This is a genomic window from Actinotalea sp. Marseille-Q4924 (assembly GCF_916618755.1).
Lineage (GTDB): Bacteria > Actinomycetota > Actinomycetes > Actinomycetales > Cellulomonadaceae > Actinotalea.
In genome coordinates this window covers 1-20,353 of record NZ_CAKAKB010000006.1, presented here as the reverse complement: position 1 = coordinate 20,353, position 20,353 = coordinate 1, and the positions used below count along the sequence as shown (strand labels likewise).

Here is a 20,353-nt window from a genome sequence, read left to right as displayed (position 1 = left end):
CCCAGACGTTGCTCATGCGAACGCCATCTCCTCTGCGCGGTCGAGGTCGGACGAGTGGCCGGTCAGGCGGCCCGAGAACGCCGCGCTCAGCACAGCAGCGCGCAAACGACGCACCCGCGCAGCATTGTCTTCAGCCGAGTCGAGGCACCCTCTCATGCTCCCCTGGAGGGCTTCGAACTCGTCGACGAGTCGGGCCTGGACGCTCCTCTCCGGAATCCAGAGGCGGAAACCGCTGAGTGTGTGCATGTAAACCGCAGCCACGTTCGTGCTTGCGCTCGCGGCCTCCACGATCTGGCGTCGCATGCTCGGCCCTTGGAACCACAAGCCGACAAATGACGGAAGCAAGCGGTCGTCGAATCGGAGCCTCATGATGTTCTCGTTGAAGACCCAGCCCGCGACTCGACGGTCGGCGACGGCGGTCTTCCCCACCAGATCGCCGCTGTTCTTGGAGTTGAAGAGCACATCCCCGTCACGGAGCCCGTAGCGCGCCACGTCCGCGTCAGATGCAGCGACCCGCACGACGTCTCGCAGTTCGAGGGAGCCGGACCGCGAAATGTTGTGCATCTTGAGGTACGGCACGCCCGAGGGTGGCTCGACGAGGTGCGCGCGCGATCGGCTCCACCCGCCCCGCGAACTCACTAAGGCATCTGCGATCGTGATCGACTCGGTGGACGGGAGGCCCGTGGGCAGGGATCGCGCAAGCCACGATTCGCGTAGGCGGCTGACGCGCCTTGAAGCGGCGTCGAGGTAGTTGGCGGCGGCGTCGAGGCGGGAGAGGTGGTCTTCGAGGATGTCGACGATCCGCCCCTGCTCTGACGGTGAGGCAACAGGAACAGGCAGGTTGAGGAAGCGTTGCTTCGTGAGGTTCAGGCCGCTCTCACTGATGCCGGTCTTCATTCGGTCGATCCGGGCCTGCGCGTCCGGCGAAAGCAAGTAGTACTCGAGGTACCTCGGATCGAGAACGTCGGTCTTCGTTTGGAAGCGGTACATCTTGCCGGAGAGCATCAGTCTCGGTCGCGTCGCGCGGACCAGCGTGGGCACTCCGCATCGGGAACGTGGACCTGCACACGTCAGGAGCAAGTCCCCCGTGCGCACCTCGAGTTCCGGCCGCGGATCGAAGTGGGCCGGCAACTCCTTGTTCTCCTGCGCGAGGAACTCACCGGGCTGGATCGCAGTGGTCTTCAGGACACCCCACGCGTCGTCCGGTGCAGGCGTCGCCAGGCACTGTGGGCTCCATCCCTGCTGCAGCTGTCCGCGTTGACCTGTGCCGCTAAGCAGCTCGGACAGGGGAACGTTGCGGATCACGCCGTGAGCTCCTCGTTGAGGTCGTGCAGGAGGGTGGCGGCTTGTTCGCCGAGGTCGCGGATAGCGCCGTCGATGCCACCGCGTTCGGTGAAGGGCGCGGTGTCGAGGTCGTCGTCGGTGATGCCGGCGGAGGAGGCGATGACGTCGGCGATTCGGTCCAGCCACCACCGCTCCGCCTCGGTGTAGGTGACTCCGGCCTGCTCCTGCTGCAGGAGCCACCCGGCGTAGCGCTCCCGGACCCGGACGGCGTACGGGACCAGTTCGCCGTCGACGCCGAGGCTGTACCGGAGCAGGGAGACCAGGTCGGTCAGGCGGGCGTGGTCGTTGTGGCGGACGCGGCCGACGTCGACGGCCTCGTGCGCGGCCCAGACCATGTCCACGGTCCAGTTGTGCGGAGGGCGGGCGATGCGGTCGGCGAGCTCCTTGAGGCTGGCGAAGGGCACGGCCCGCGTCCGGGCCTCGCCGATGACCTGGATGGCGGTGATCTCGGCGCGGTGGTCGTCCAGGTACGCCCGCCAGGACTCGACGATGCCGCGCGCGCGGTCGGGGTCGACCACGCCGTAGGCGTCGATGAGGGCGTCGGCGCCCTCATCGACGACTCGCTCGTGGGTCTGCCGCAGCTCGAGGATCCGGGCCCGGAGCTCGGGGTTGGCGGCCAGCGGCTCGATCGCGGTCTCGACCAGCCCGGCGATGACGTCGTCCCGGTCTTGACCGGGCGCGGCGGCGAGCGCCCTGGCCTGCAGGTCGGGGTCGACGGCGTCGATCAGCCCTCGGATGACGGTACGCAGCGGGACGCCGGCGACGGTGTCGAGCTCCGTGCGTTCGTCCGGGGTGAGCTGCAGCTCCAGAGCGGCCAGGCGGGAGGCGAGGGTGGCGGTCTCGGCCTCGGTGAGGACGAGCTGCCCGGCGCGGTCCAGGAGCTGCTTGAGGGAGACACCCTTCTCCCGGTTCAGGGGCGGTTCGACGAAGTCGCGCTCGGTGACCCCGACGGCATCGACGATGACGAACCGCGTCTTGACCTCCGCGTCGGGGGTCACGGCCTGGAAGTCGGCGGGGGTGATGGTACGTGCGCCGCGGCCCTTCATCTGTTCGAAGTACTGCGCCGAGCGCACGTCCCGCAGGAAGAACACGCACTCCAGCGGCTTGACGTCGGTGCCGGTGGCGATCATGTCCACGGTCACCGCGACCCGCAGGGAGGCGGAGGTCCGGAACGCCTGCAGCTGGCCCTTGGGGTCTTTGGCGGCGTAGGTGATCTTCGCGGCGAAGTCGTTACCCTTGCCGAACACCTCCCGGATCTGGGTGACGACCTCTTCGGCGTGGGCGTCGTCCTTGCAGAAGATCAGCGTCTTGGGGACGCTGAAGCGGCCGGGGAAGATCTCGGTGAACAGCCGGTCCCGGAAGGTCTCGAGGACGAGGCGGATCTGCCCCTGGGCGGTGACGGCCCGGTCCAGCTGAGACGGGGTGTAGTCCAGGTCCTCGTCGAGCGTCTCGTACCGCTTGGCGCGGGTGCGCCGGTCGACCTTCGGCACGACGGTCCCGGCCTCGATGGTGCCGCCCTGTTCGGTCTTCTCGGTGCGGATTCGGTAGATGTCGAAGTCCACGTTGACGCGGTCGGCGACGGACTGGGGGTAGGTGTACTCCGAGACCAGGTTCTGCTGGAAGAAGGCGAACGTCTGCCGGCCCGGGGTTGCGGTGAGCCCGACGATGTGGGCGTCGAAGTACTCCAGCACCGAGCGCCACACCCCGTAGATGGACCGGTGCGCCTCGTCGACGATCACCAGGTCGAACGTTTCCGGTGGCATCGCCGGGTTGTAGTTGACGGTCACCGGGGTGCCGGGAATCCACCCGTCCAGGGCGGGGTCGTCGTAGTCCGGTGCCTCGGCCCCTGACAGGACGCGGTGGACGCGTTGGATGGTGGAGATGACGACGTTGGAGCTGGCGAGCATCCCGGCGCTGGACAGCTTGTCGACGGTGTAGATCTCGGTGAACCGGCGGCCGTCGTCGGGGGTGCGGTAGTTCCCGAACTCCGCCAGGGTCTGGTCGGCGAGGTTGTTGCGGTCGACCAGGAACAGCACGCGGCCGAAGCCGCCGTGCTTGAGGAGCCGGTAGGCGGCGGTGACGGCGGTGTAGGTCTTGCCGGCTCCGGTGGCCATCTGGATGAGCGATCGCGCGAACCGCTGCTCGGCGAGGCAGCTCTCGAGGCCCTGGATGGCGTCGATCTGCGCCGGCCGCAGCGGGTCGGTGTCCAGCGAAGGGAGGTCCTTCACCTTGCCTCGCCATGTCGGGGCGTCCGGCGCGTCGTCGACGCCGCGCAGGACGCGTGCGAGCGAGGCCGGCTGGGGGAAGGCGAAGATCTGGCGGGCGCGGGGGTCGGGGTCGTAGCCGTTGGTGAAGTGCGTCTCGGTGCCGGACGCCTCGAAGACGAACGGCAGGCGCCCGCCGACGGTGACGGCACGCTTGGCATGCGCTTCGGGCAGGCCGGTGGCGTACATCGCGGACTGCCACTCCACGCCGGACAGGGTCGTGCCTTCGGGCTTGGCCTCGATGACCCCGACGACCTGCTTGTCGATGTAGAGGAGGTAGTCGATGCGGCCGTGGCCGGGGGCCATGACGACCTCGCGGACCGCGACGCCGGGGCCGGCGAAGAGGTTGACCTGCCCCTTGTCCTGGACGACCCAGCTGGCGGCCACGAGTTGGGCGTCGATGAGGACCCGGGCGCGCTGCTCGGCCGGCAGCCGCGGTGCGTCCTCCACGAGCATGCTCCTAACCGTAGTGGCGCGACTGCGATGGCCCTCGGCAGACCAGTCAGAGCCTCGAAGGCGTCGCGGTCGTGGCGTCCTCCTCGGCGATGCGTTACATCCGCGACAGCAGTTCAGCCTTCTTGGCCGCGAACTCGTCGTCGGTGAGTACACCGGCATCTCGAAGCGAGGCCAGCTTCATGAGCTGCTCGGCGACATCGGGCTTCTCCGTAGCGGTCGACCCGGTGGACGGGGCGGCCTTGCGCTCCTTTAGCAGGCCCGAGACGAGCGAGAACGCCTGCTCTGTGACTGTGGGCTGGGCTGTGGGCGCGAGTCCTGAGCCTGCGGGCTCCGAGGTATGGGGGACGGGCGGGGCTACTGCCGCTCGGCGGTCCTTGAGCATGACTTCCAGGTGCGCGAACAGCTGATCCGGGAGCTTGAGCAGGGATCGCTTCCCGTCCGCCCAGTCGACGCGCACTGTGTGCGAGGGCCGCAGGTTGGCGTCGATGGCAGCGCCGACCGCCGCTGAGGCACCCTTGCTGATGAAGCGGGGGAGGACCGCGCCGGTGACTGCCTGTCCGACGGCGCTCAACGTGCCCGGCGACTCGGAGGGCACTTCTTCCCACTCGGCCACCTGCTCGTGGTTCAGCTTCCGCCACTTGAGTCCCGATTGGACGACCACGCCATTCCCGATGGGAGTCGTGGTCACCGCCGCATTCAGGAAGTGGCCCGCAATGACGCGCCCGTTCATCGACATGGCGCGACTGTAGTCGTGCGATGGTGCCCGACTCGGGGACAGTTGCCCGATGCAGGGGTGAAGTGATCCCGGGCTGAGCGGACCGTGGTGTCGGCCGGGTGGATCGGACGCAGGTGCCGTATCACCTCCTTCGGGTCTGATGCACGAGTAGGTGACACCTGACCTGTGGTGCCGGAGGGCGCCGCTGGAAGGATGTTGACCGTGCCCAGACCCCATCCGAAGGAGTTCCGCGACGATGTCGTCGCGGTGGCCCGCCGCGGCGATGCCCCGATCGCTCAGATCGCCAAGGACTTCGGCATCTCCGAGTCGTGCCTGCGCAACTGGCTGCAAGCCGCTGATGTCGCCGATGGTCACCGCCCCGGAACGACGCCGAGCGAGTCGACCGAGCTCCGAGAGCTCAAGCGCCGCAACCGGCTGCTGGAGCAGGAGAACGAGGTCCTGCGCCGGGCGGCGGCCTACTCCGCCCAGGCGCACCTGCCGGGAAAATGATCTACCCGCTCGTGACTGAGCTCGCCGCTGACGGGATCCCCGTCACGGTGACGTGCCGGGTCCTCAAGCTCGCCCGCCAGCCCTACTACCGCTGGCTCGCCGCGCCGATCGGTGCCCGCGAGCTCGAGGAGGCCTACCTCGCGAACGTGCTGTTCGACGCCCACCGCGACGACCCGGAGTTCGGCTACCGGCTCCTGGCCGACGAGGCCGGGCGCGCCGGCCAGGTCGCCTGCGACCGGACCGTGTGGCGGATCTGCTCGGGCAACGGCTGGTGGTCGGTGTTCGGCAAGAAGCGCACGAGGAACGGCAAGAAGGCCGGCCCTCCTGCTCACGACGACCTCGTGCTGCGCCGGTTCACGGCCGACGCCTCGAACCGGCTGTGGCTCTGGGACATCACCGAGCACTCCACGAGCGAGGGCAAGCTCTACCTCTGTGCGATCAAGGACGTGTTCTCCAACCGGATCGTGGGGTACTCGATCAGCGACCGCATGACCTCCCAGATCGCGGTGAACGCACTGGTCAGCGCCGTGCAACGTCGCGGCGATGTGGCCGGCTGCGTGGTGCACTCGGACCGCGGCAGCCAATTTCGTAGCCGGAAGGTGGCCCGCGTCCTGGCCGCTCACGACCTCGTCGGGTCGATGGGCCAGGTCGCCTCCGCCGGGGACAACGCCGCCATGGAGTCCTTCTTCTCGCTCCTGCAGAAGAACGTCCTGAACCGGCGCCGCTGGGCCACACGCCAGGACCTGCGGATCGCGGTCATCACCTGGATCGAACGGACCTACCACCGCCGCCGACGCCAAGCCCGCCTCGGCCGTCTGACCCCCATCGAGTACGAGACCATCATGACCACTCAGGTCGCACTCGCCGCCTGAGACCGACTGTCACCTACTCGTGCAGCAGACCCTTCCATGGCCTGCCGGATCAGCGGTACCGACTGCACATGGTGACCGGCCGCGCGAAGGTGCAGCACGGCGTCGGCCAGCGCGTACGTGTGGCAGACAAGCCCGAACACGTGGACGGCGTGGGAGATGTGACCATCGACCCGTACGTCGATCGGTCCGTCGACGGCCTTCCATTCAGCGATGAGATCGTCCAGAAGCGTGACGGTCTCTTCAGCGTTCGGCAGCGGCGGCTCGGCCATGTTGGGGAGGCTACTGCGGTGCTCCGACACCTGGTTGCCCCTCGACCCGCGCCAGAAGTGAGCGGGCCGGGGCACCATTGGCTAAAGGCTGGCCTGCTGTTCGAGCGTGACGACTACTGCGTCATGGTCGGACAGCGGGGCCTCGCCGTGTGCCAGGCACTCCAGGACCACCTCGAGCGGATTCCAGTGCGAGGTCACTGCGATGTGGTCCAGAAGGCGGTTCCCGCACGAGCGGCCGGCGGTGGTGATCTCGAGGTCTGCGAACGCCCGAGCCAGCAAGTCTTGGACAGGTCGGGGAGAGCGCGTGCCGGGGACTGTCTGGTTCAGGTCACCAGCGACCACCAGGGCTCCGCGGAGGGACTCCTGCTTGAGGAGTTCGGGTAGCGGCTCCAAGTACGCGGCGTGGTCCTCCCAGGCGACCCGGTTCCGGCGACCGGTGCGGACGTGCGCGTCGCGCCACGGTATGCACAAGCCCACGACGCGGAGTGGTCCGGAGGCGGTGTCCGTCGTCGCAGCGACATACCGTCCGGCCGGCAGGCCGGGGTGACCAACACTGTCGACGTCACGCCACGGGGTCCGGGAGCACACCGCGACTTTCCGCCGCCCAGGGGAGTGGCCGTAGCCCCAGTCGTCCCCGCCTCGCGCGACATGCAGGTTCAAGCGGCCGAGCAGCGCCTCGTCCACCTCGGTGAGCACCAGCACGTCGGCGTCCCACGCCTCGATCACCGCCAGGGCCTCCGGAACTCGTCGCGTGTTTCGGAGCCACTCGGTGTTCCAGGTCGCAGCGCGGAAGGCTCCGGCACCCACGGTCAGACGGCCCCTTTCGTCGGCCTGTGCGTTCGACAACACGGTGGGTTGCTACTTCCCGGTTCACGGCCCAGTCAGCGACGGCGCGCGAGCTCGCTCTTGTCGACCCAGGTCCACAGGGCTGCGTCCAGCAGGCGTAGGCGACCGCCGTCCAGCCGCACCTCCCGGCCTGGGACACCGTCCCGCAGCCGGTCGACCAGGTCGTCGATCCGCTCGATGACCTCCCGGTTCCCGATCAGAGCCCGGTACACCTGGTAGTCGATCTGGTAGTTGCCTCTGCCCTTCCCCTTGGAGGGGATCAGGCCCAGGTAGGTGCACACGACGCTGTCCCGTACCGGGAACAGGTCGTACCGCTTCCGGGCGCAAAGCTTGGAGGCCGTGACCCATTGGTTCCGGCTCTTCACACCCGGCTCGGAGAGGGCGTCGCGGACCGCGAGGTACAGCCTCTCCATCGCGAGGAAGTCGGTGGGGCCGGCCACCAGCAAGTCCTGGCTCCACCCCGGCCAGGGCCTGGAGGATCGCTGGACGGTGGGTGTTCCCTTCCAGGAGTCGGCGGGTCCCACCGCCAAGGACCTCGACCTTCATGAGAGTCAAGGCGTGCAGGTCGGTCGCGGTGATGTCGTTCGGATCGTTGGGCTGCAGATCTACGAAGGTCGCCCCAGCGAAGTTCCCGGCGAGGTCGTAGTACTGCGCCAGCCGCTCGCTCGCCGGTCGCTTGGTGTCGTCGCTGAGCGCTTTGAGCGCCTGCAGGGTTGCTGCCTCGATGAGGTCGGCGGGAGCCGCCGGCCAGCCGTCGGGGATCTGCTGCCACACCTCGGGGTCGCTCATGAGCGTGATCGTTCCACGAGCACGTCGCCACGGGGCCGCGCGCCGCGCGTCGGGGCCATCTTGATCAGCCCCGGGGCGTCAGCGCCCACTACACTTTCAGTCATGAGTAGGTGTACAGCGCCAGTCTGGGGCCATCGCACGGCGAGTGCGCGCGCGAAGTGCCCTGCATGTGGCGGTCGCGGATCCGGCGGGTACTCCTCGTCCTGGTACTACGACACGCGGCCGACGTCCTCGCCGCGGAGCAGCGGAGGGGGCGGCGCGAGCGGTGGGGGTGCGCCCATCGGCGGCAGAGTGCGGCCGAGTTGGTCCCCGAGCACCTCAACCGTGACCTACACGCCTGCCGAAGTGCGCGCGCTGACTCCTGTCCGCCGAACGGCCGAGTTGCGTGCGCGCGAAGATCCCGACCTCCGCGACGTTTTTCTCTGCCACGCGTGGGATGACCGGCGTGGTGTCGCGACCGAGTTGCACGCCCTGCTCACGGCTGAGGGGGTGTCAGTCTGGTTTAGCGAGAAGGACATCGTGCTCGGCCAACCGTTCATGCGAGAGATCGACAGGGGCCTGGCGAAGTCGCGTACCGGCCTCGTCCTTGTCACCCCTGCACTGCTGGAGCGCGTCGACAGCCGGGGTGTCTCTGACAAGGAGCTCTCCGAGCTCCTCGCACGCGACTTGCTCATCCCTGTCGTTCACGGGACGACCTACGACGAGCTCCGGAAGGTCAGCCCCCTGCTGGCCTCGCGGAACGGGTTGAACACCTCTGACGACTCCATGGCCGTTGTCGCCACCAAGATCGCCGAGCTTGTTGCCGTCGAGGACGAGATGGCTACCGTCTGACGCGGTCGCACCACGGTCGTCCGAGCCCGTGCGTCTGGATCGGCGGACGCCGACCGACCGACACAGCGGCTCCGAGCGAGCGCCCTGGCGAGGCTTTTCCGCACCGGGAGCCAGGAGCTGCACACCAGCAAGGGCATTGCGTCGGGAGGAGTGCTGGCGCCTTGCCGGTTCGTTCGGCATGACGCTTGCGCGGTGAAAGCGTTCCGCGAGCGTGTGGACGCCGTTCTCCCCGACGCCGAGATCGGGTGCTTACGTCGGTGTGGTTCCGCAGGTCTCGACTAAAGGGTGGAACCCCCAGGAGGCCCGGGAGCTCCACGCCTCGGCCACCGAGCGCTGGGCGGAACCCTCGACGGAACTCTACGCGGCGGCCCGGTGCCCGCCGCGGCGGCTGGACGACCTCGCGCCGTCGGAGACCGGACCACGACCGGGCCGCGACCGGACCCCGCCAGGGTGGCGTCAGCACCCCCGAACGGAGGCAGGTCACGGATGGTCGCCTGGGTCTACCCTCAGCGCATGCACGTGTCGGTCCTCGGCACGATGAGGGTCAGCGTCGGGGACGGGACGGTCGAGGTGCCCGGCCGGCGTGAGCGGACCCTGCTCGCGCGGCTGGTCGCGAGCGTGGGTCACATGGTGCCGACGGACGACCTCGTCGACGCGCTCTGGGGGGACGACCCGCCGCGCACGGCCGCCAAGTCCCTCCAGACGGTCGTGCTCCGGCTCCGGGACGCGATCGAGCCGGAGCGCGGCCGCCCCCCGCGGCTGCTCGTCACGGACGGTCCGGGCTACCGGCTGACCCTCGACCCGTCCGCCATCGACGCCGAGCGCTTCCTGCGCCTCGTGACGCAGGCGCGGGAGGCGATGGCGGGGGGACGACCCGCGGCCGCCGCCCGGATGCTGCGCGAGGCCCTGGGCATGTGGCACGGACCCGCGTACGCCGACGTCCGTGGGACGGCGTTCGGCCAGGCGGAGGGCCGTCGGCTCGACGAGGCCCGCCTCACGGCGACCGAGGACCTGTGGGCGGCCGAGATCGACGGCGGAGACCTCCCGGCGGCGGCGCGCGAGCTGGAGCGCTTCGTGGCCGACCATCCGCATCGCGAGCGCGCGTGGGAGCTCCTCATGCTCGCCCAGTACCGGCTGGGGCAGCAGGCGGACGCCCTGCGGACGTACGAGCGCGTGCGCGACGTGCTCGCCGAGGACCTCGGCGTGGACCCCGGAGCGGCGCTCCGCCGGCGCCACCAGCAGGTGCTCACGCAGGACCCTGAGCTGGGCGGCCCCCCGCCCTCCGACGTGGTGCCGCCGCGGCTGCGGGAGCCGGCCACCCCGCTGCGGGGACGGGAGCAGGAGCTCGCCGCCCTCCGGCGGGCGTGGGGCGTGGCCGAGGACGGCGGCAGCGCTCACGTCGTCCTCACCGGACCGCCCGGCGCGGGCACCGGCAGGCTGGTCCAGGCGCTCGCCACCGAGGTGCTCGACCGCGGTGGCCACGTGCGCGAGGCAGGCGCCGGCCCGGCAACGCCGATGGGCGACGGGACGCCCGCGCTCGTCGTGGCTCGCGGCCCCGTCACCGGGCCGCTCGCGCCGGCCACGCTGCTCGTCCAGCTGTGCCGCCCGCACGAGGTCCCCACGTCCGCGGCTCACGTCGTGGAGCTCGGTCCCCTCGGCGCCGACGACGTCGTGGCCATGCTCGCGGACCGGCTCGGCCCGCAGACGGCCCCCGCCGCTGCGGAGCACGTCCTCGAGCGGTCCGGCGGCTGGCCGGGCCGGGTCGAGGCGGCCACCGTGAGCTGGAACCGGGCGCAGGCGGCGGTCTCCGTGCGTGACGCGAGCCTGCGGGCGAGCGCCTCGGCGGCGGAGCTCGCCGACGCGCGGAGCTCCCTGGTCGACGGCGTGCAGACCCTGGCGGAGAGCGGGGCGCCGGGCCACGAGGACGGCGTGTGCCCCTGGCGCGGCCTCGAGGCGTACGCCGTCGACGACGCCCGGTGGTTCTGCGGGCGGGAACGGCTCACCGCCGAGCTGCTGGCGCGGATCGCCGGCAGCCGTGCGCTCGCCGTGGTCGGCCCGTCCGGGAGCGGCAAGTCCTCGGTGATCCGGGCCGGCCTGCTCGCCGGCCTGCGCGAGGACCTCCTCCCGGGGAGCGGGCGCTGGCGGCAGGTCGTCGTGCAGCCCGGCGCGCACCCGATGCGCGCGCTCGCGGAGGCCGCGGTGGGGCAGCCGGGCGTGGCCGTCGAGGACGCGATCGGGAGCCTGTTCAGGTCGCAGGAGGGGCCGGAACGGGTCGTGCTCGTCGTCGACCAGCTCGAGGAGGCCTGGACCGCGTGCCACGACGTCGGGGAGCGGACGGCGTTCCTCGACACCCTGGCCGCACTCCCGGCGGGCGACGCCGGCATCACGCTCGTGGTGGCCGTGCGGGCCGACCTCGTGGGTCAGCTCGCCGAGCACGCCGACATGGCGCGCGTCGTCGGTGACGCCACCGTGCTCGTCGGACCGCCCTCGCCCGAGGAGATCCGGCGGGCGGTCGAGCTCCCGGCCCGTCGTGCCGGACTGGACCTCGAGGTCGGGCTGGCGGACGCCCTCGTCGCCGACGCCGGCCGCGAGCCGGGGCTCCTGCCGCTCCTGTCGACCTCGCTGACGCAGCTGTGGCACATGCGACGTGGCCGGACGCTCACCCTCGCGGCGTACGTCGGGACGGGCGGGCTCAGCGGCGCCATCGCCCACCAGGCCGAGACGGCCATGCAGGCGCTGCCCGAGAACGTGCACCCGCTGGCGCAGACCCTCTTCCTCCGCCTGGCCGGCCCGGGCGAGGGCGACCTGGTGACCCGCCGCCGCGTGCCCCTCAAGGAGCTGCTGGACCTCGGACGTCCCGGCATGGCCGACCTCGTCGACACGCTCGCGCGCGCCCGGCTGCTGACGGTCTCCGACGGGCACGTCGAGGTCTCCCACGAGGCCCTGTTCCGGGAGTGGCCGCGGCTGCGCGCCTGGCTGGAGGACGACACGGCGGGCCGCGCCGTCCAGCGGCGGCTGGCCGTCGCCGCCGGCGAGTGGGACGACGAGCACCGCGACCCGTCCCTCCTGTGGACCGGGACCCGCCTGGCCGCAGGCCTGGAGGTCGCCCAGCACCGGCCCGAGGAGGTCACCGGCGTCGAGCGTGAGTTCCTGGACGCCGCACGCGACCAGCTGGACCGCGACCGGGTCGAGGCGGAGCGGCGGGCGCAGGACGCGCTGAGCCGCAACCGTCGGCTCCGCCTCGTCGTCGTCGGCCTCGCCTGCGTCCTGGTGGTGGCACTGCTGGCCGGTGTGGTGGCCTGGCAGGCGGAGCTGCGGTCGCGCCGCGCCCAGGCCGAGGCCCTCGCGGCGCAGTCCAGGGCCGAGGAGGCCGCGGTGACGGCGACCGCCGGGCGGCTCGCCGCGACGGCGGTGAACGAGGACTACTACGACCGGGCGCTCCTCCTGGCCCTCGAGGCCGTGGACCGCGCCCCCACGCCCGACACCTACGGACCGCTGCTCACCCTGCTCGGCCAGGCGCCGGACCTCCGGACGCAGGTGCGGACCGAGGAGCGCTTCCTCAGGGTGGATGCCGGTGAGGACGGCGGGACGGTGTACGTGGGCGAGAACGCGCCGCGGGTCTGGGCGGTCGATGCGGCGACGGGAGCACGGCTGTGGACCGCCGACCTCCCGGTCCAGGCGCTGGGCCTGGACGCCGGCCCGGGCGGGGTCCTGGTCAGCGGCCCGTCCGACGACGGCTCCGGCGTCGCGCTGCTCGACCCGGCCACCGGTGCGCAGCGGTGGTTCGTCGACGAGCCGGCCCTGCGGGGCGTCCTGGAGCCGGGTGCGGACCCGGTGGTCTCCCCCTTCGTGTCGTGGACCCCGGACGGGCTCGTCCTCGTCGTCACGCCCACGCACCTGGTGTACCTGACCGCGGGCGGCGGCCTGGAGCACGCCGTGCCGCTGCCGCGCCCGCAGTGGCCCGACTTCGTCCACCTCTTCCCGGACGGTCGCGTGAGCATGGCGTCGGAGGACGGCGGCTCCCTCGTCATCGACCCGGCTCACCCCGAGCGGGAGCCCGCCCGGCTCTCGGGCCACGTCTGGCACTCCACCCCGGACGGGCTCCTCCTCGTCGGCGAGGACCTGGCGAGCGCGCAGGACGACGTCGTCTACACCGTCTACGACGCCGCGACGCTGCAGCCGGTCAGTGCGCCGATCGGCGTGGACGCCTCCCGGACCGGGCTGCTGTCCGCGGACGGCGCGACCCTCTACGCGGGCGAGGAGAACGTCGTCGTCGTGGTGGACGTCGCCTCCGGCGAGCGCGTCGGCACGCACCGGGCGCACTCGGGGACCGTCATGGGCCTCGCCCTGGCGGGACCCGACGACGACGTGCTGTGGAGCGCCGGGCGCGACGGTGCGGCCATCGCCTGGGACCTCACCGGGCGCTCCGGCCTGCTCGACGTCCAGCGCGGGGTGGCGTCCGTCGTGAAGGGCCACACCGCCGCGGCCACCGGTGTCGGACTCGCCCAGGCCTTCGACGGTGACGAGCCCGGGTTCGGTGCCCTGCACGTCGTCGACCTGCCGCGGGGGCAGGTCCTGGTCGAGGACCTGCCGCCACCGGCCTCCGCCGAGCCGTTCGTCTGGACCACGGGTGTGTCCCGCGACGGGACGACCGGGGTCGCCGCCTGGGGGACCGGTGACGACCCGTACGCGGCTCCCACGGTGCTCGCGGTGTACGCGCTGCCGTCCGGCTCCCTGCGGACGCAGGTGGACCTGCCGGGTCCGGTGCTCGGCATCGCCGTGAGCGACGACGGGTCGCGCGCCGTCGTCGTCGGGCGTGACGAACGGGCGGTGGTGGACCTCACCACGGGACGCGTCGTCGCCACGCAGCGGAGCGAGGAGCTGGAGCGCTACCCGGACACCGCGGGTCTGGCCGCCCTCTCGCCCGACGGGACGACGGTGCTCGTGGCGACACCCGGTGGTGTCGCCGTCCTCGACAGCTCGACGGCCGAGGAGCTCGCCGCCGCCGCGCTGCCCGGGGAGGACGAGGCGGTGTCGCTGGAGTGGGCGGCGGACGGCCGCACCGTGCTGGTCGGCAGCTCCCAGGGACGGGTGCACGTCCTGGACGCCGGGACGCTCGCACCCCGCTCACCGGCGCGCATCGTCTCGCCGGGATGGGTGCTCGACCTCGCGGTCTCGCCCGCCGGCGACGTCGCCGCCAGCCTGGGGACTGACGGCGACCTCCTGCTGTGGGACGTGGCGACGTGGCAGCCCCTGGGCCGGCCCGTCAGCGACGGCACGATGTGGGGCTGGCTGGGCTTCGACCCCGAGCGCCCCGTGCTGCACAGCTGGAGCGAGCAGGGAGTCGTCGTGCGCGTGTCCACCGCCCCGCGGGACTGGGTCGCCGCCGCGTGCGCCGCCGCCAACCGCGAGCTGACGGACACCGAGCGTCAGATCCACCTGCGGGAAGACGCCCGGGGCGCGAGCCCGCGGTGCGAGGGGACCGGGGCCCGGTCGTAGAGACCGGGTCGCGACCGCGGTGCGACCACCGGGCTGCAGCGTTGCTCCCGACCCCACCGGGCAGGCCGGGGGGAACGACCTCCAGGAGCTGACATGTCCCTCCGCCGAACCACCACCGCCCTCGCCGCCGCCGGGCTCCTCGCCACCGTGGCCGCCCTGCCGGCGCAGGCCTCCGCCCCGGAGCGGACGGTCGAGACGCTCGAGTTCACCCTCGCGGAGCACCCGTACTTCAGCGAGGTGTGCGGGTTCCCGGTGTCGGTCCACGTGTGGGGCGAGTTCCTCGTCCGCACGTGGACCGACGAGGAGGGCGCCGCGGTCCGCGAGCTCCGCCATTTCAAGTTCCGCAGCGAGAGCTCGGCCAACGGCAAGACGGTTCGGGGCGTCACCATGGGTCCGGAGACCGCCGTCTTCCACCCGGACGGCTCGGCCACGGTGCACATCCGCGGCATCGTCACCCGGGTCGTCTCGGGTGAGGGCACCGTCAAGCTCGCGTGGGGGTCGGGTCTGACGCTGTGGCCGGCGGACGGCAGCGAGGACGTGGTCCTCGAGCCGACGGGCGGTCCGGAGGACCTCCAGCCGTTCTGCGACTACCTCGCGCCCTGACGCGCAGCTCGGACAGGGGCGTCCGGGGGTCGGCGTGCAGGAGGCGCCGACCCCCGGGGTCCGCTGAGGCCTGCGATCGACCGGAGGGCGCGGGCGAGGACCTCGTCGGGGGAGCCGCTCACGTCGACGACCACGCCCGGCTCGTCGTCGTCGAGCGGCTCCAGCGCCTCGACCTGGGAGCCCAGGAGGCTCGGCGGCATGTAGTGCCCGACCCGCATCGCCAGCCGCTCGTGGATGAGCGGCGTGGGCGCCCGGAGGTGCACGAAGTGGATCGACGGCGGCCCCGCGGCGAGGACGTCCCGGTACGCCCGACGGAGGGCGGAGCAGGTGATGACCGTGGAGACGCCTTCACGGGCGCGGTCCGCCATCCAGCCGGCGAGCTCACCGAGCCACGGCCAGCGGTCCTCGTCCGTGAGCGGGATGCCGCCACGCATCTTGTCCACGTTGGTCACGGGGTGGAAGTCGTCGGCCTCCGCGAGCAGCAGCCCGGCGGCGCGGGCGACGCCGCGCGCCACGGTCGTCTTGCCGGACCCCGAGACCCCCATGACGACGACGTGCATCGTCCTCGGGGCAGCACCGGGGCGCGCCGTCTCAGCAGCCACGTCGAGCCTCCCTCGTCACGCGCAGGACCGTCCGCTCAGCGGACCGTCGTGTCGCCTTCATCGAGGAGGTCCAGGTCGGCTCGCGTGGGTGCGCCCTCCCAGTCCCCGTGCGTCGAGACGGCGACGGCACCGCAGGTGACGGCCCGCCGCAGCGCGGCGTCCGGGGCGAGGCCGTCGAGGAGCCCGGACAGCAGGCCGGAGCAGAAGGCGTCGCCGGCCCCGACGGGGTCGACCTGCGTCACGGGCAGCGCGTCGGCGTCCACACGGCCGCCCGTGCCGTGGACGGTGGCGCCGCGGGCCCCCCGCTTCACGGCGACGTGCTGGGCACCGTGGTCGAGCAGATGCGCGACGGCGTCCACCTCGCCGCCGCCGGCCACGAGGTCGAGCTCGTCCTCGGACGCGATGACGACCTGCGCGTGCCGGGCCAGCACCGTGAGGACCTCCTTGGCCTCCTCCCGCGACCACAGCCGGCTGCGGTGGTTGACGTCGAGCGAGACCAGCACCCCCGACGACGACGCCGCGTCCGCGACCGCGAGGACCGCGTCACGTGCCGAGCCGGACAGGGCAGGGGTGATGCCGGTGAGGTGCAGGACCCTCGGTCCGTCGTCCAGGGCGGCCAGCGCCTGCCGGGCGTCGAGCGCGGAGCCGGCGGATCCTCGGCGGCGGTACTCCACCCGGGTCCGGTCGGCGGTGCGCTGCTCGAGGAACATGACCCCGGTCGGGCCCGTGCCGTCCACGACCGCGCGCGAGACGTCCACGCCCTCCCCGCGGAGCGCCCGGAGCACCATGTGGCCGAACGGGTCGGCGCCCACCTGCCCCACCCAGGCCGCCCGGTGCCCCAGCCTCGCCAGCCCGATCGCGACGTTGGACTCGGCACCCGCCACGTGGGCGGTGTGCCGGCTGCCCTGACCGAGGGGGCCGTCGCTGCGGAAGCTCACCATCGTCTCGCCGATGGTGAGGACGTCGAGGGTGCTCATGCCGAGGACCCCCGGACCACCTCGAGGTACGCGCGTGCCCGCTCGCGCAGGCGCTCCAGGTCACCGCCGGAGGCGGCGTCCCCGATGAGCGGTCCGCCGACGCCGACGGCGACCGCGCCCGCCTCGAGGTACGGCACGACGTCGTCGATGCCCACACCGCCGACGGCGACGAACGGCGTCGTCGGCAGCGGGTCGCGCAGGCTGCGCAGGTACGCGGGTCCTCCGGCCGAGGCGGGGAAGAGCTTGACCGCGCAGGCACCGCGGTCCATCGCGGCCCATGCCTCCGTCGGCGTCAGCGCCCCGGCGAGGACCGGCAGCCCGAGCTCCAGCGCCGCCTCGATCGACGGCGTCACGGCCGGGGTGACGACGAACTGCGCCCCCGCGTCGGCGGCGTCGGCGGCGGCCTGCGCGGTGAGCACCGTGCCCGCGCCGATCCGGCAGCCCTCCGGGGCCCGGTCCCGGACGCTGCGGATGACGGCGAGCGCGTCCCGGCTCGTCAGCGACACCTCGACGAGCTCCACGCCCTCGTCGAACAGCGTCAGCGCGGCGGTCACCGACGCGTCGGCGTCGCGACCCCGGATGATCGCCAGCACGCGCGCGGCGGTCAGCCGCCCGATCAGGTCCTCGGTCACGGTCACCACTCCGCGAAGGAGCCGTCGGCGTGGCGCCAGACCGGACCGCGCCAGGCGTGGCCCCGGGCGTCGGCCGCGCGCACCGCCGTCTCGTCGATCTCGATGCCGAGACCAGGGCCCGTGAACCGCTCGACGTAGCCGTCGACGAAGGTCAGCGGTGCGGGGTCCACGAGGTAGTCGAGCACCTCGGCGCCGAGGTTGTAGTGGATGCCGATGCTCTGCTCCTGGATGAGGTAGTTGGGCGTCGCGAACCCCACCTGGAGGCAGGCTGCGAGGGCAAGCGGCCCCAGCGGGCAGTGCGGCGCGATCTGCACGTCGTAGACCTCGGCGAGCGCGGCGATCTTGCGCGTCTCCGTGATGCCGCCGGCGTGGGACAGGTCGGGCTGCGCCACGGCGATCCCCGCCTGGAGGACCGGCAGGAACTCCTGGCGGCTGTACAGCCGCTCGCCGGTGGCGACCGGCGTGCTCGTGGACGCGGTGAACTGCGCCATGAGGTGCGAGCTCTCGGGCAGCACGGGCTCCTCGAGGAAGAACGGCCGGAACGGCTCCAGGAGGGGGGCGACGCGTCGGGCGTTCGCGAGCGTGAAGCGTCCGTGGAAGTCCACGGCGACGTCGCCGTGGTGGCCGAGCACCTCCCGAGCAGCCGCGACGCGGGCGACGACGCCGTCGATCTCCGCGACCGTCGCGACGGGCGCCATCCGCCCGCTCGCGTTCATCTTGACGGCGGTGAGCCCCGCCTCGACCTGCGCGGCGATGTGGTCGGCCACCTCCGCGGGCTCGTCGCCGCCGACCCAGCCGTACATGCGGATGCGGTCCCGGACCGGCCCGCCGAGCAGCTGGTGCACCGGGACGCCCCAGGTCTTGCCGGCGATGTCCCACAGCGCCTGGTCGAGCCCCGACACGGCGCTGGCCAGGATCGGGCCGCCCCGGTAGAAGGACCCCTTGGTCATGACCTGCCAGTGGTCCTCGATGCGGAGCGGGTCCCGGCCCACGAGCAGCTCGCTGAGCTGCTGGACGGCGGTGCGGACCGTCTCGGACCTGCCCTCGCAGGTCGCCTCGCCCCAGCCGACGACGCCGCTGTCGGTCTCGATGCGGACGAACAGCCACCGGGGCGCGACGAGGAAGGTCTCCACGCGTGCGATCAGGGTCATGCCTCAGCCCTTCGTGGCACCGGCGGTCAGACCCGACACCACGTACTTCTGCGCGAACAGCGCGAGCACCATGATCGGGACCGTCACGACGGTCGAGGCCGCCATGAGGCCGCCCCAGTCGATGCTCGCGTACCCGACGAAGTCGAAGATGGCCACGGGCAGGGTCTTGGTGTCCGCCCCGGAGAGCACGAGGGCGAACATGAAGTTGTTCCAGGAGAAGATGAACGCGAGGATCCCGGCCGTCGCGATGCCTGGCGTCGACAGCGGCAGGCTGATCCTCTGGAAGGCGCCGATGGGCGTCAGGCCGTCGACGAGCGCCGCCTCCTCCAGCTCCAGCGGCAGGCTGTCGAAGTAGCCCATCATGATGTAGACGATCAGGGGCAGCGCCACGAACATGTGCGACAGGATCAGCACGCCGAAGCCGCCGACCATGCGCAGGTTCGAGAAGACGTAGTACCAGGGCACCAGCAGGGACACGGCGGGGATGACGCGGGCCATGAGCACGACCAGTGCGGAGCGGCGCATCGCGAACCGGCTCATCGAGTACGCGGCCGGCACGCCGATCAGGATGGACAGCGCGGTGGAGGCGAACGCCAGCCACAGGCTGTTGACGATGAACCGGACGTAGTCGGCCTGCTGCAGGACGGTGTCGTAGTTCTCGACGGTCGGCTCGAAGAAGACCGCCTTGCCGACGTCGTAGATGTCGACGTTCGTCTTGAACGACGCCATGACCATCCACACCAGCGGTGCGAGGAGCGTCAGGACGACGACGACGAGCGCGGTGGCCTTGAAGACGCGGTACGGGGCGCTGACACGCATCAGTCGGTCACCTTCCGGCGTGAGGTGAGTGCCCACATGGAGCCGATGATGATGAGGAAGAAGATGATGAGGACGGTCGAGGACAAGCCGTACTCGTTGTAGTCGAAGCTCAGTCCGTAGGCGTAGACGTTGAGCGTCTCGACCTCGTGGAAGGAGCCGCCGCCCTTGCCCTTGGTGGCGTAGAGGATGTCGAACGTCTTGAGGGCGTCGATGCCCCGCAGCAGGATCGCGACGACGACCGTCGGCATCATCAGGGGGAGCGTCACGTAGCGGAACCGCTGCCACGCGTTCGCGCCGTCCATGAGGGCGGCCTCGTTGGGCTCCTCGGACAACGACGTCAGCCCCGCCAGCAGGATGAGCACGACCATCGGCGTCCACTGCCAGATGTCGATGAGCATCGTGGTCGGCAGGGCGGTGGCCCGGCCCGCGAGCCACGGCTGCGGGGAGATCCCCACCCAGCCCAGCATCGTGTTGGCGAGCCCGATGTTCGGGTCGAAGATCAGCCGCCACATCATGCCCACGGCGACCGGGGTGGCGACGAGCGGCAGCAGGATCGCCACGCGGACCCACTTCTCTCCCCGGAACGGCCGCCACAGCAGCAGCGCGATGGCCATGCCGAGGACGACCTCGACGGCGAGCACGACGCCCGTGAACGCGACGGTCCTGCCGACGGCGGGCCAGAAGCGGGCCGTGTCGGTGAGCACCTCGACGTAGTTGCCCAGGCCGATGAACTCCGACTCGGCGCGGACCGAGCCGGACGCGTCGGTGAGGCTCAGGTACATCGTCCACGCCACGGGGAAGACGATGAGGACGGCGACGAACGCCATCGCGGGGGCGGCGAACAGCCACTTGCGGTGCGTGTTCGCCCACCCGCTCACGCGGGGGTGGACGGTCCTCCCGCGCGGCCGCAGGGGACGGGTGAGGGTGGTGGTAGCCAAGGTTCGCTCCTAGGGCACGCGGCGGTGGGTGCACCGGGGGGTCGGCGGGGAGCGCCGAGGGACGACGGCGGGCCCGGGGGGGGGGGGGCCCCCCCCCCCCCCCCCCCCCCCCCCCGCCGTTCGAGGTCCCGGCTAGCTGCGCCAGGTGTCGCTGAGCGTGAGCGTCCCGGTCGAGGGCGACGTGGCCACCCGGTTCACCCCGCTCTCCCAGACGACGGTGCCGTTGCCGTCGACCT

Annotated in this window: 16 protein-coding genes and 1 pseudogene; 4 read left to right on the top strand and 13 right to left on the bottom strand. The window is 71.8% G+C overall.

Going from position 1 to position 20,353, the window contains the following annotated elements; translation table 11 throughout:
* Positions 1 to 12: 12 nt before the first annotated feature.
* The 3 genes from LG379_RS15180 to LG379_RS15170 form a co-directional block, all read right to left on the bottom strand.
* Complete coding sequence (locus LG379_RS15180; protein WP_225755444.1) at positions 13 to 1,305, bottom strand: restriction endonuclease subunit S; 1,293 nt, start codon at positions 1,303 to 1,305, stop codon at positions 13 to 15.
* The gene (locus tag LG379_RS15175; RefSeq protein ID WP_225755443.1) at positions 1,302 to 4,064 is read right to left on the bottom strand and encodes a DEAD/DEAH box helicase family protein; all 2,763 of its coding nucleotides are present in this window, start codon (positions 4,062 to 4,064) and stop codon (positions 1,302 to 1,304) included. The genes LG379_RS15180 and LG379_RS15175 overlap by 4 nt, the downstream gene beginning before the upstream one ends.
* A 94-nt stretch (positions 4,065 to 4,158) precedes the next feature.
* Positions 4,159 to 4,800: an SHOCT domain-containing protein gene (locus LG379_RS15170; protein WP_225755442.1), complete on the bottom strand. Its 642-nt coding sequence runs from the start codon at positions 4,798 to 4,800 to the stop codon at positions 4,159 to 4,161.
* Between the two features lie 201 nt (positions 4,801 to 5,001).
* Here LG379_RS15170 and LG379_RS15165 point away from each other — a divergent pair.
* Positions 5,002 to 6,161 (top strand): IS3 family transposase gene (locus LG379_RS15165; RefSeq protein ID WP_225755441.1). Its coding sequence is split into 2 segments (ribosomal slippage): positions 5,002 to 5,280 and positions 5,283 to 6,161, totalling 1,158 coding nucleotides; the frame shifts between segments, so codons are not numbered across the junction.
* Here LG379_RS15165 and LG379_RS15160 read toward each other — a convergent pair.
* From LG379_RS15160 to LG379_RS17100, 4 genes and pseudogenes are all read right to left on the bottom strand, one after another.
* Entirely contained in the window at positions 6,140 to 6,430 is a 291-nt protein-coding gene (locus LG379_RS15160) for a hypothetical protein (RefSeq protein WP_225755440.1), read from the bottom strand. The two genes, LG379_RS15165 and LG379_RS15160, sit on opposite strands and share 22 nt — an antisense overlap.
* An 81-nt stretch (positions 6,431 to 6,511) precedes the next feature.
* Positions 6,512 to 7,279 (bottom strand): endonuclease/exonuclease/phosphatase family protein, encoded by a 768-nt coding sequence (locus LG379_RS15155; protein ID WP_225755439.1) that lies wholly within the window; start codon positions 7,277 to 7,279, stop codon positions 6,512 to 6,514.
* Between the two features lie 32 nt (positions 7,280 to 7,311).
* Positions 7,312 to 7,716: a DUF6308 family protein gene (locus LG379_RS16950; RefSeq protein ID WP_255632945.1), complete on the bottom strand. Its 405-nt coding sequence runs from the start codon at positions 7,714 to 7,716 to the stop codon at positions 7,312 to 7,314.
* A 22-nt stretch (positions 7,717 to 7,738) separates the two neighbouring features.
* Positions 7,739 to 8,065, bottom strand: a pseudogene (locus LG379_RS17100) (DUF6308 family protein); the annotation flags it as partial.
* Positions 8,066 to 8,389: 324 nt separating this feature from the next.
* On the opposite strand from LG379_RS17100, the gene LG379_RS15145 reads away from it, so the two are divergent.
* The 3 genes from LG379_RS15145 to LG379_RS15135 all read left to right on the top strand — a co-directional run bounded on the left by LG379_RS15145 (position 8,390) and on the right by LG379_RS15135 (position 14,998).
* Complete coding sequence (locus tag LG379_RS15145; protein ID WP_225755438.1) at positions 8,390 to 8,896, top strand: toll/interleukin-1 receptor domain-containing protein; 507 nt, start codon at positions 8,390 to 8,392, stop codon at positions 8,894 to 8,896.
* Positions 8,897 to 9,409: 513 nt separating this feature from the next.
* On the top strand, positions 9,410 to 14,395 hold the full coding sequence (locus tag LG379_RS15140) for a BTAD domain-containing putative transcriptional regulator (protein ID WP_225755437.1): 4,986 nt from the start codon (positions 9,410 to 9,412) through the stop codon (positions 14,393 to 14,395).
* 93 nt (positions 14,396 to 14,488) lie between these two features.
* Positions 14,489 to 14,998: a hypothetical protein gene (locus LG379_RS15135; protein ID WP_225755436.1), complete on the top strand. Its 510-nt coding sequence runs from the start codon at positions 14,489 to 14,491 to the stop codon at positions 14,996 to 14,998.
* Here the strand turns inward: LG379_RS15135 and LG379_RS15130 are convergent.
* Genes LG379_RS15130 through LG379_RS15105 form a run of 6 tightly spaced genes read right to left on the bottom strand, consistent with a single transcriptional unit; the run spans position 14,983 to position 20,117 of the window.
* Entirely contained in the window at positions 14,983 to 15,600 is a 618-nt protein-coding gene (locus LG379_RS15130) for a gluconokinase (RefSeq protein WP_225755435.1), read from the bottom strand. The genes LG379_RS15135 and LG379_RS15130 overlap by 16 nt on opposite strands.
* Before the next feature lie 35 nt (positions 15,601 to 15,635).
* Positions 15,636 to 16,577 (bottom strand): sugar kinase, encoded by a 942-nt coding sequence (locus LG379_RS15125; protein ID WP_225755434.1) that lies wholly within the window; start codon positions 16,575 to 16,577, stop codon positions 15,636 to 15,638.
* Positions 16,574 to 17,209, bottom strand: coding sequence for a bifunctional 4-hydroxy-2-oxoglutarate aldolase/2-dehydro-3-deoxy-phosphogluconate aldolase (locus LG379_RS15120; RefSeq protein ID WP_225755433.1), 636 nt, complete (start codon positions 17,207 to 17,209; stop codon positions 16,574 to 16,576). The genes LG379_RS15125 and LG379_RS15120 overlap by 4 nt, the downstream gene beginning before the upstream one ends.
* A gap of 2 nt (positions 17,210 to 17,211) precedes the next feature.
* Positions 17,212 to 18,360 carry a galactonate dehydratase gene (gene dgoD / locus LG379_RS15115; protein WP_225755432.1) on the bottom strand — a complete coding sequence of 383 codons (1,149 nt, stop codon included), beginning with the start codon at positions 18,358 to 18,360 and terminating at the stop codon, positions 17,212 to 17,214.
* Between the two features lie 3 nt (positions 18,361 to 18,363).
* Positions 18,364 to 19,179: a carbohydrate ABC transporter permease gene (locus tag LG379_RS15110; RefSeq protein ID WP_225755431.1), complete on the bottom strand. Its 816-nt coding sequence runs from the start codon at positions 19,177 to 19,179 to the stop codon at positions 18,364 to 18,366.
* Entirely contained in the window at positions 19,179 to 20,117 is a 939-nt protein-coding gene (locus tag LG379_RS15105) for a carbohydrate ABC transporter permease (protein WP_225755430.1), read from the bottom strand. Before LG379_RS15105 ends, LG379_RS15110 begins: the two co-directional genes overlap by 1 nt.
* Positions 20,118 to 20,353 lie beyond the last annotated feature (236 nt).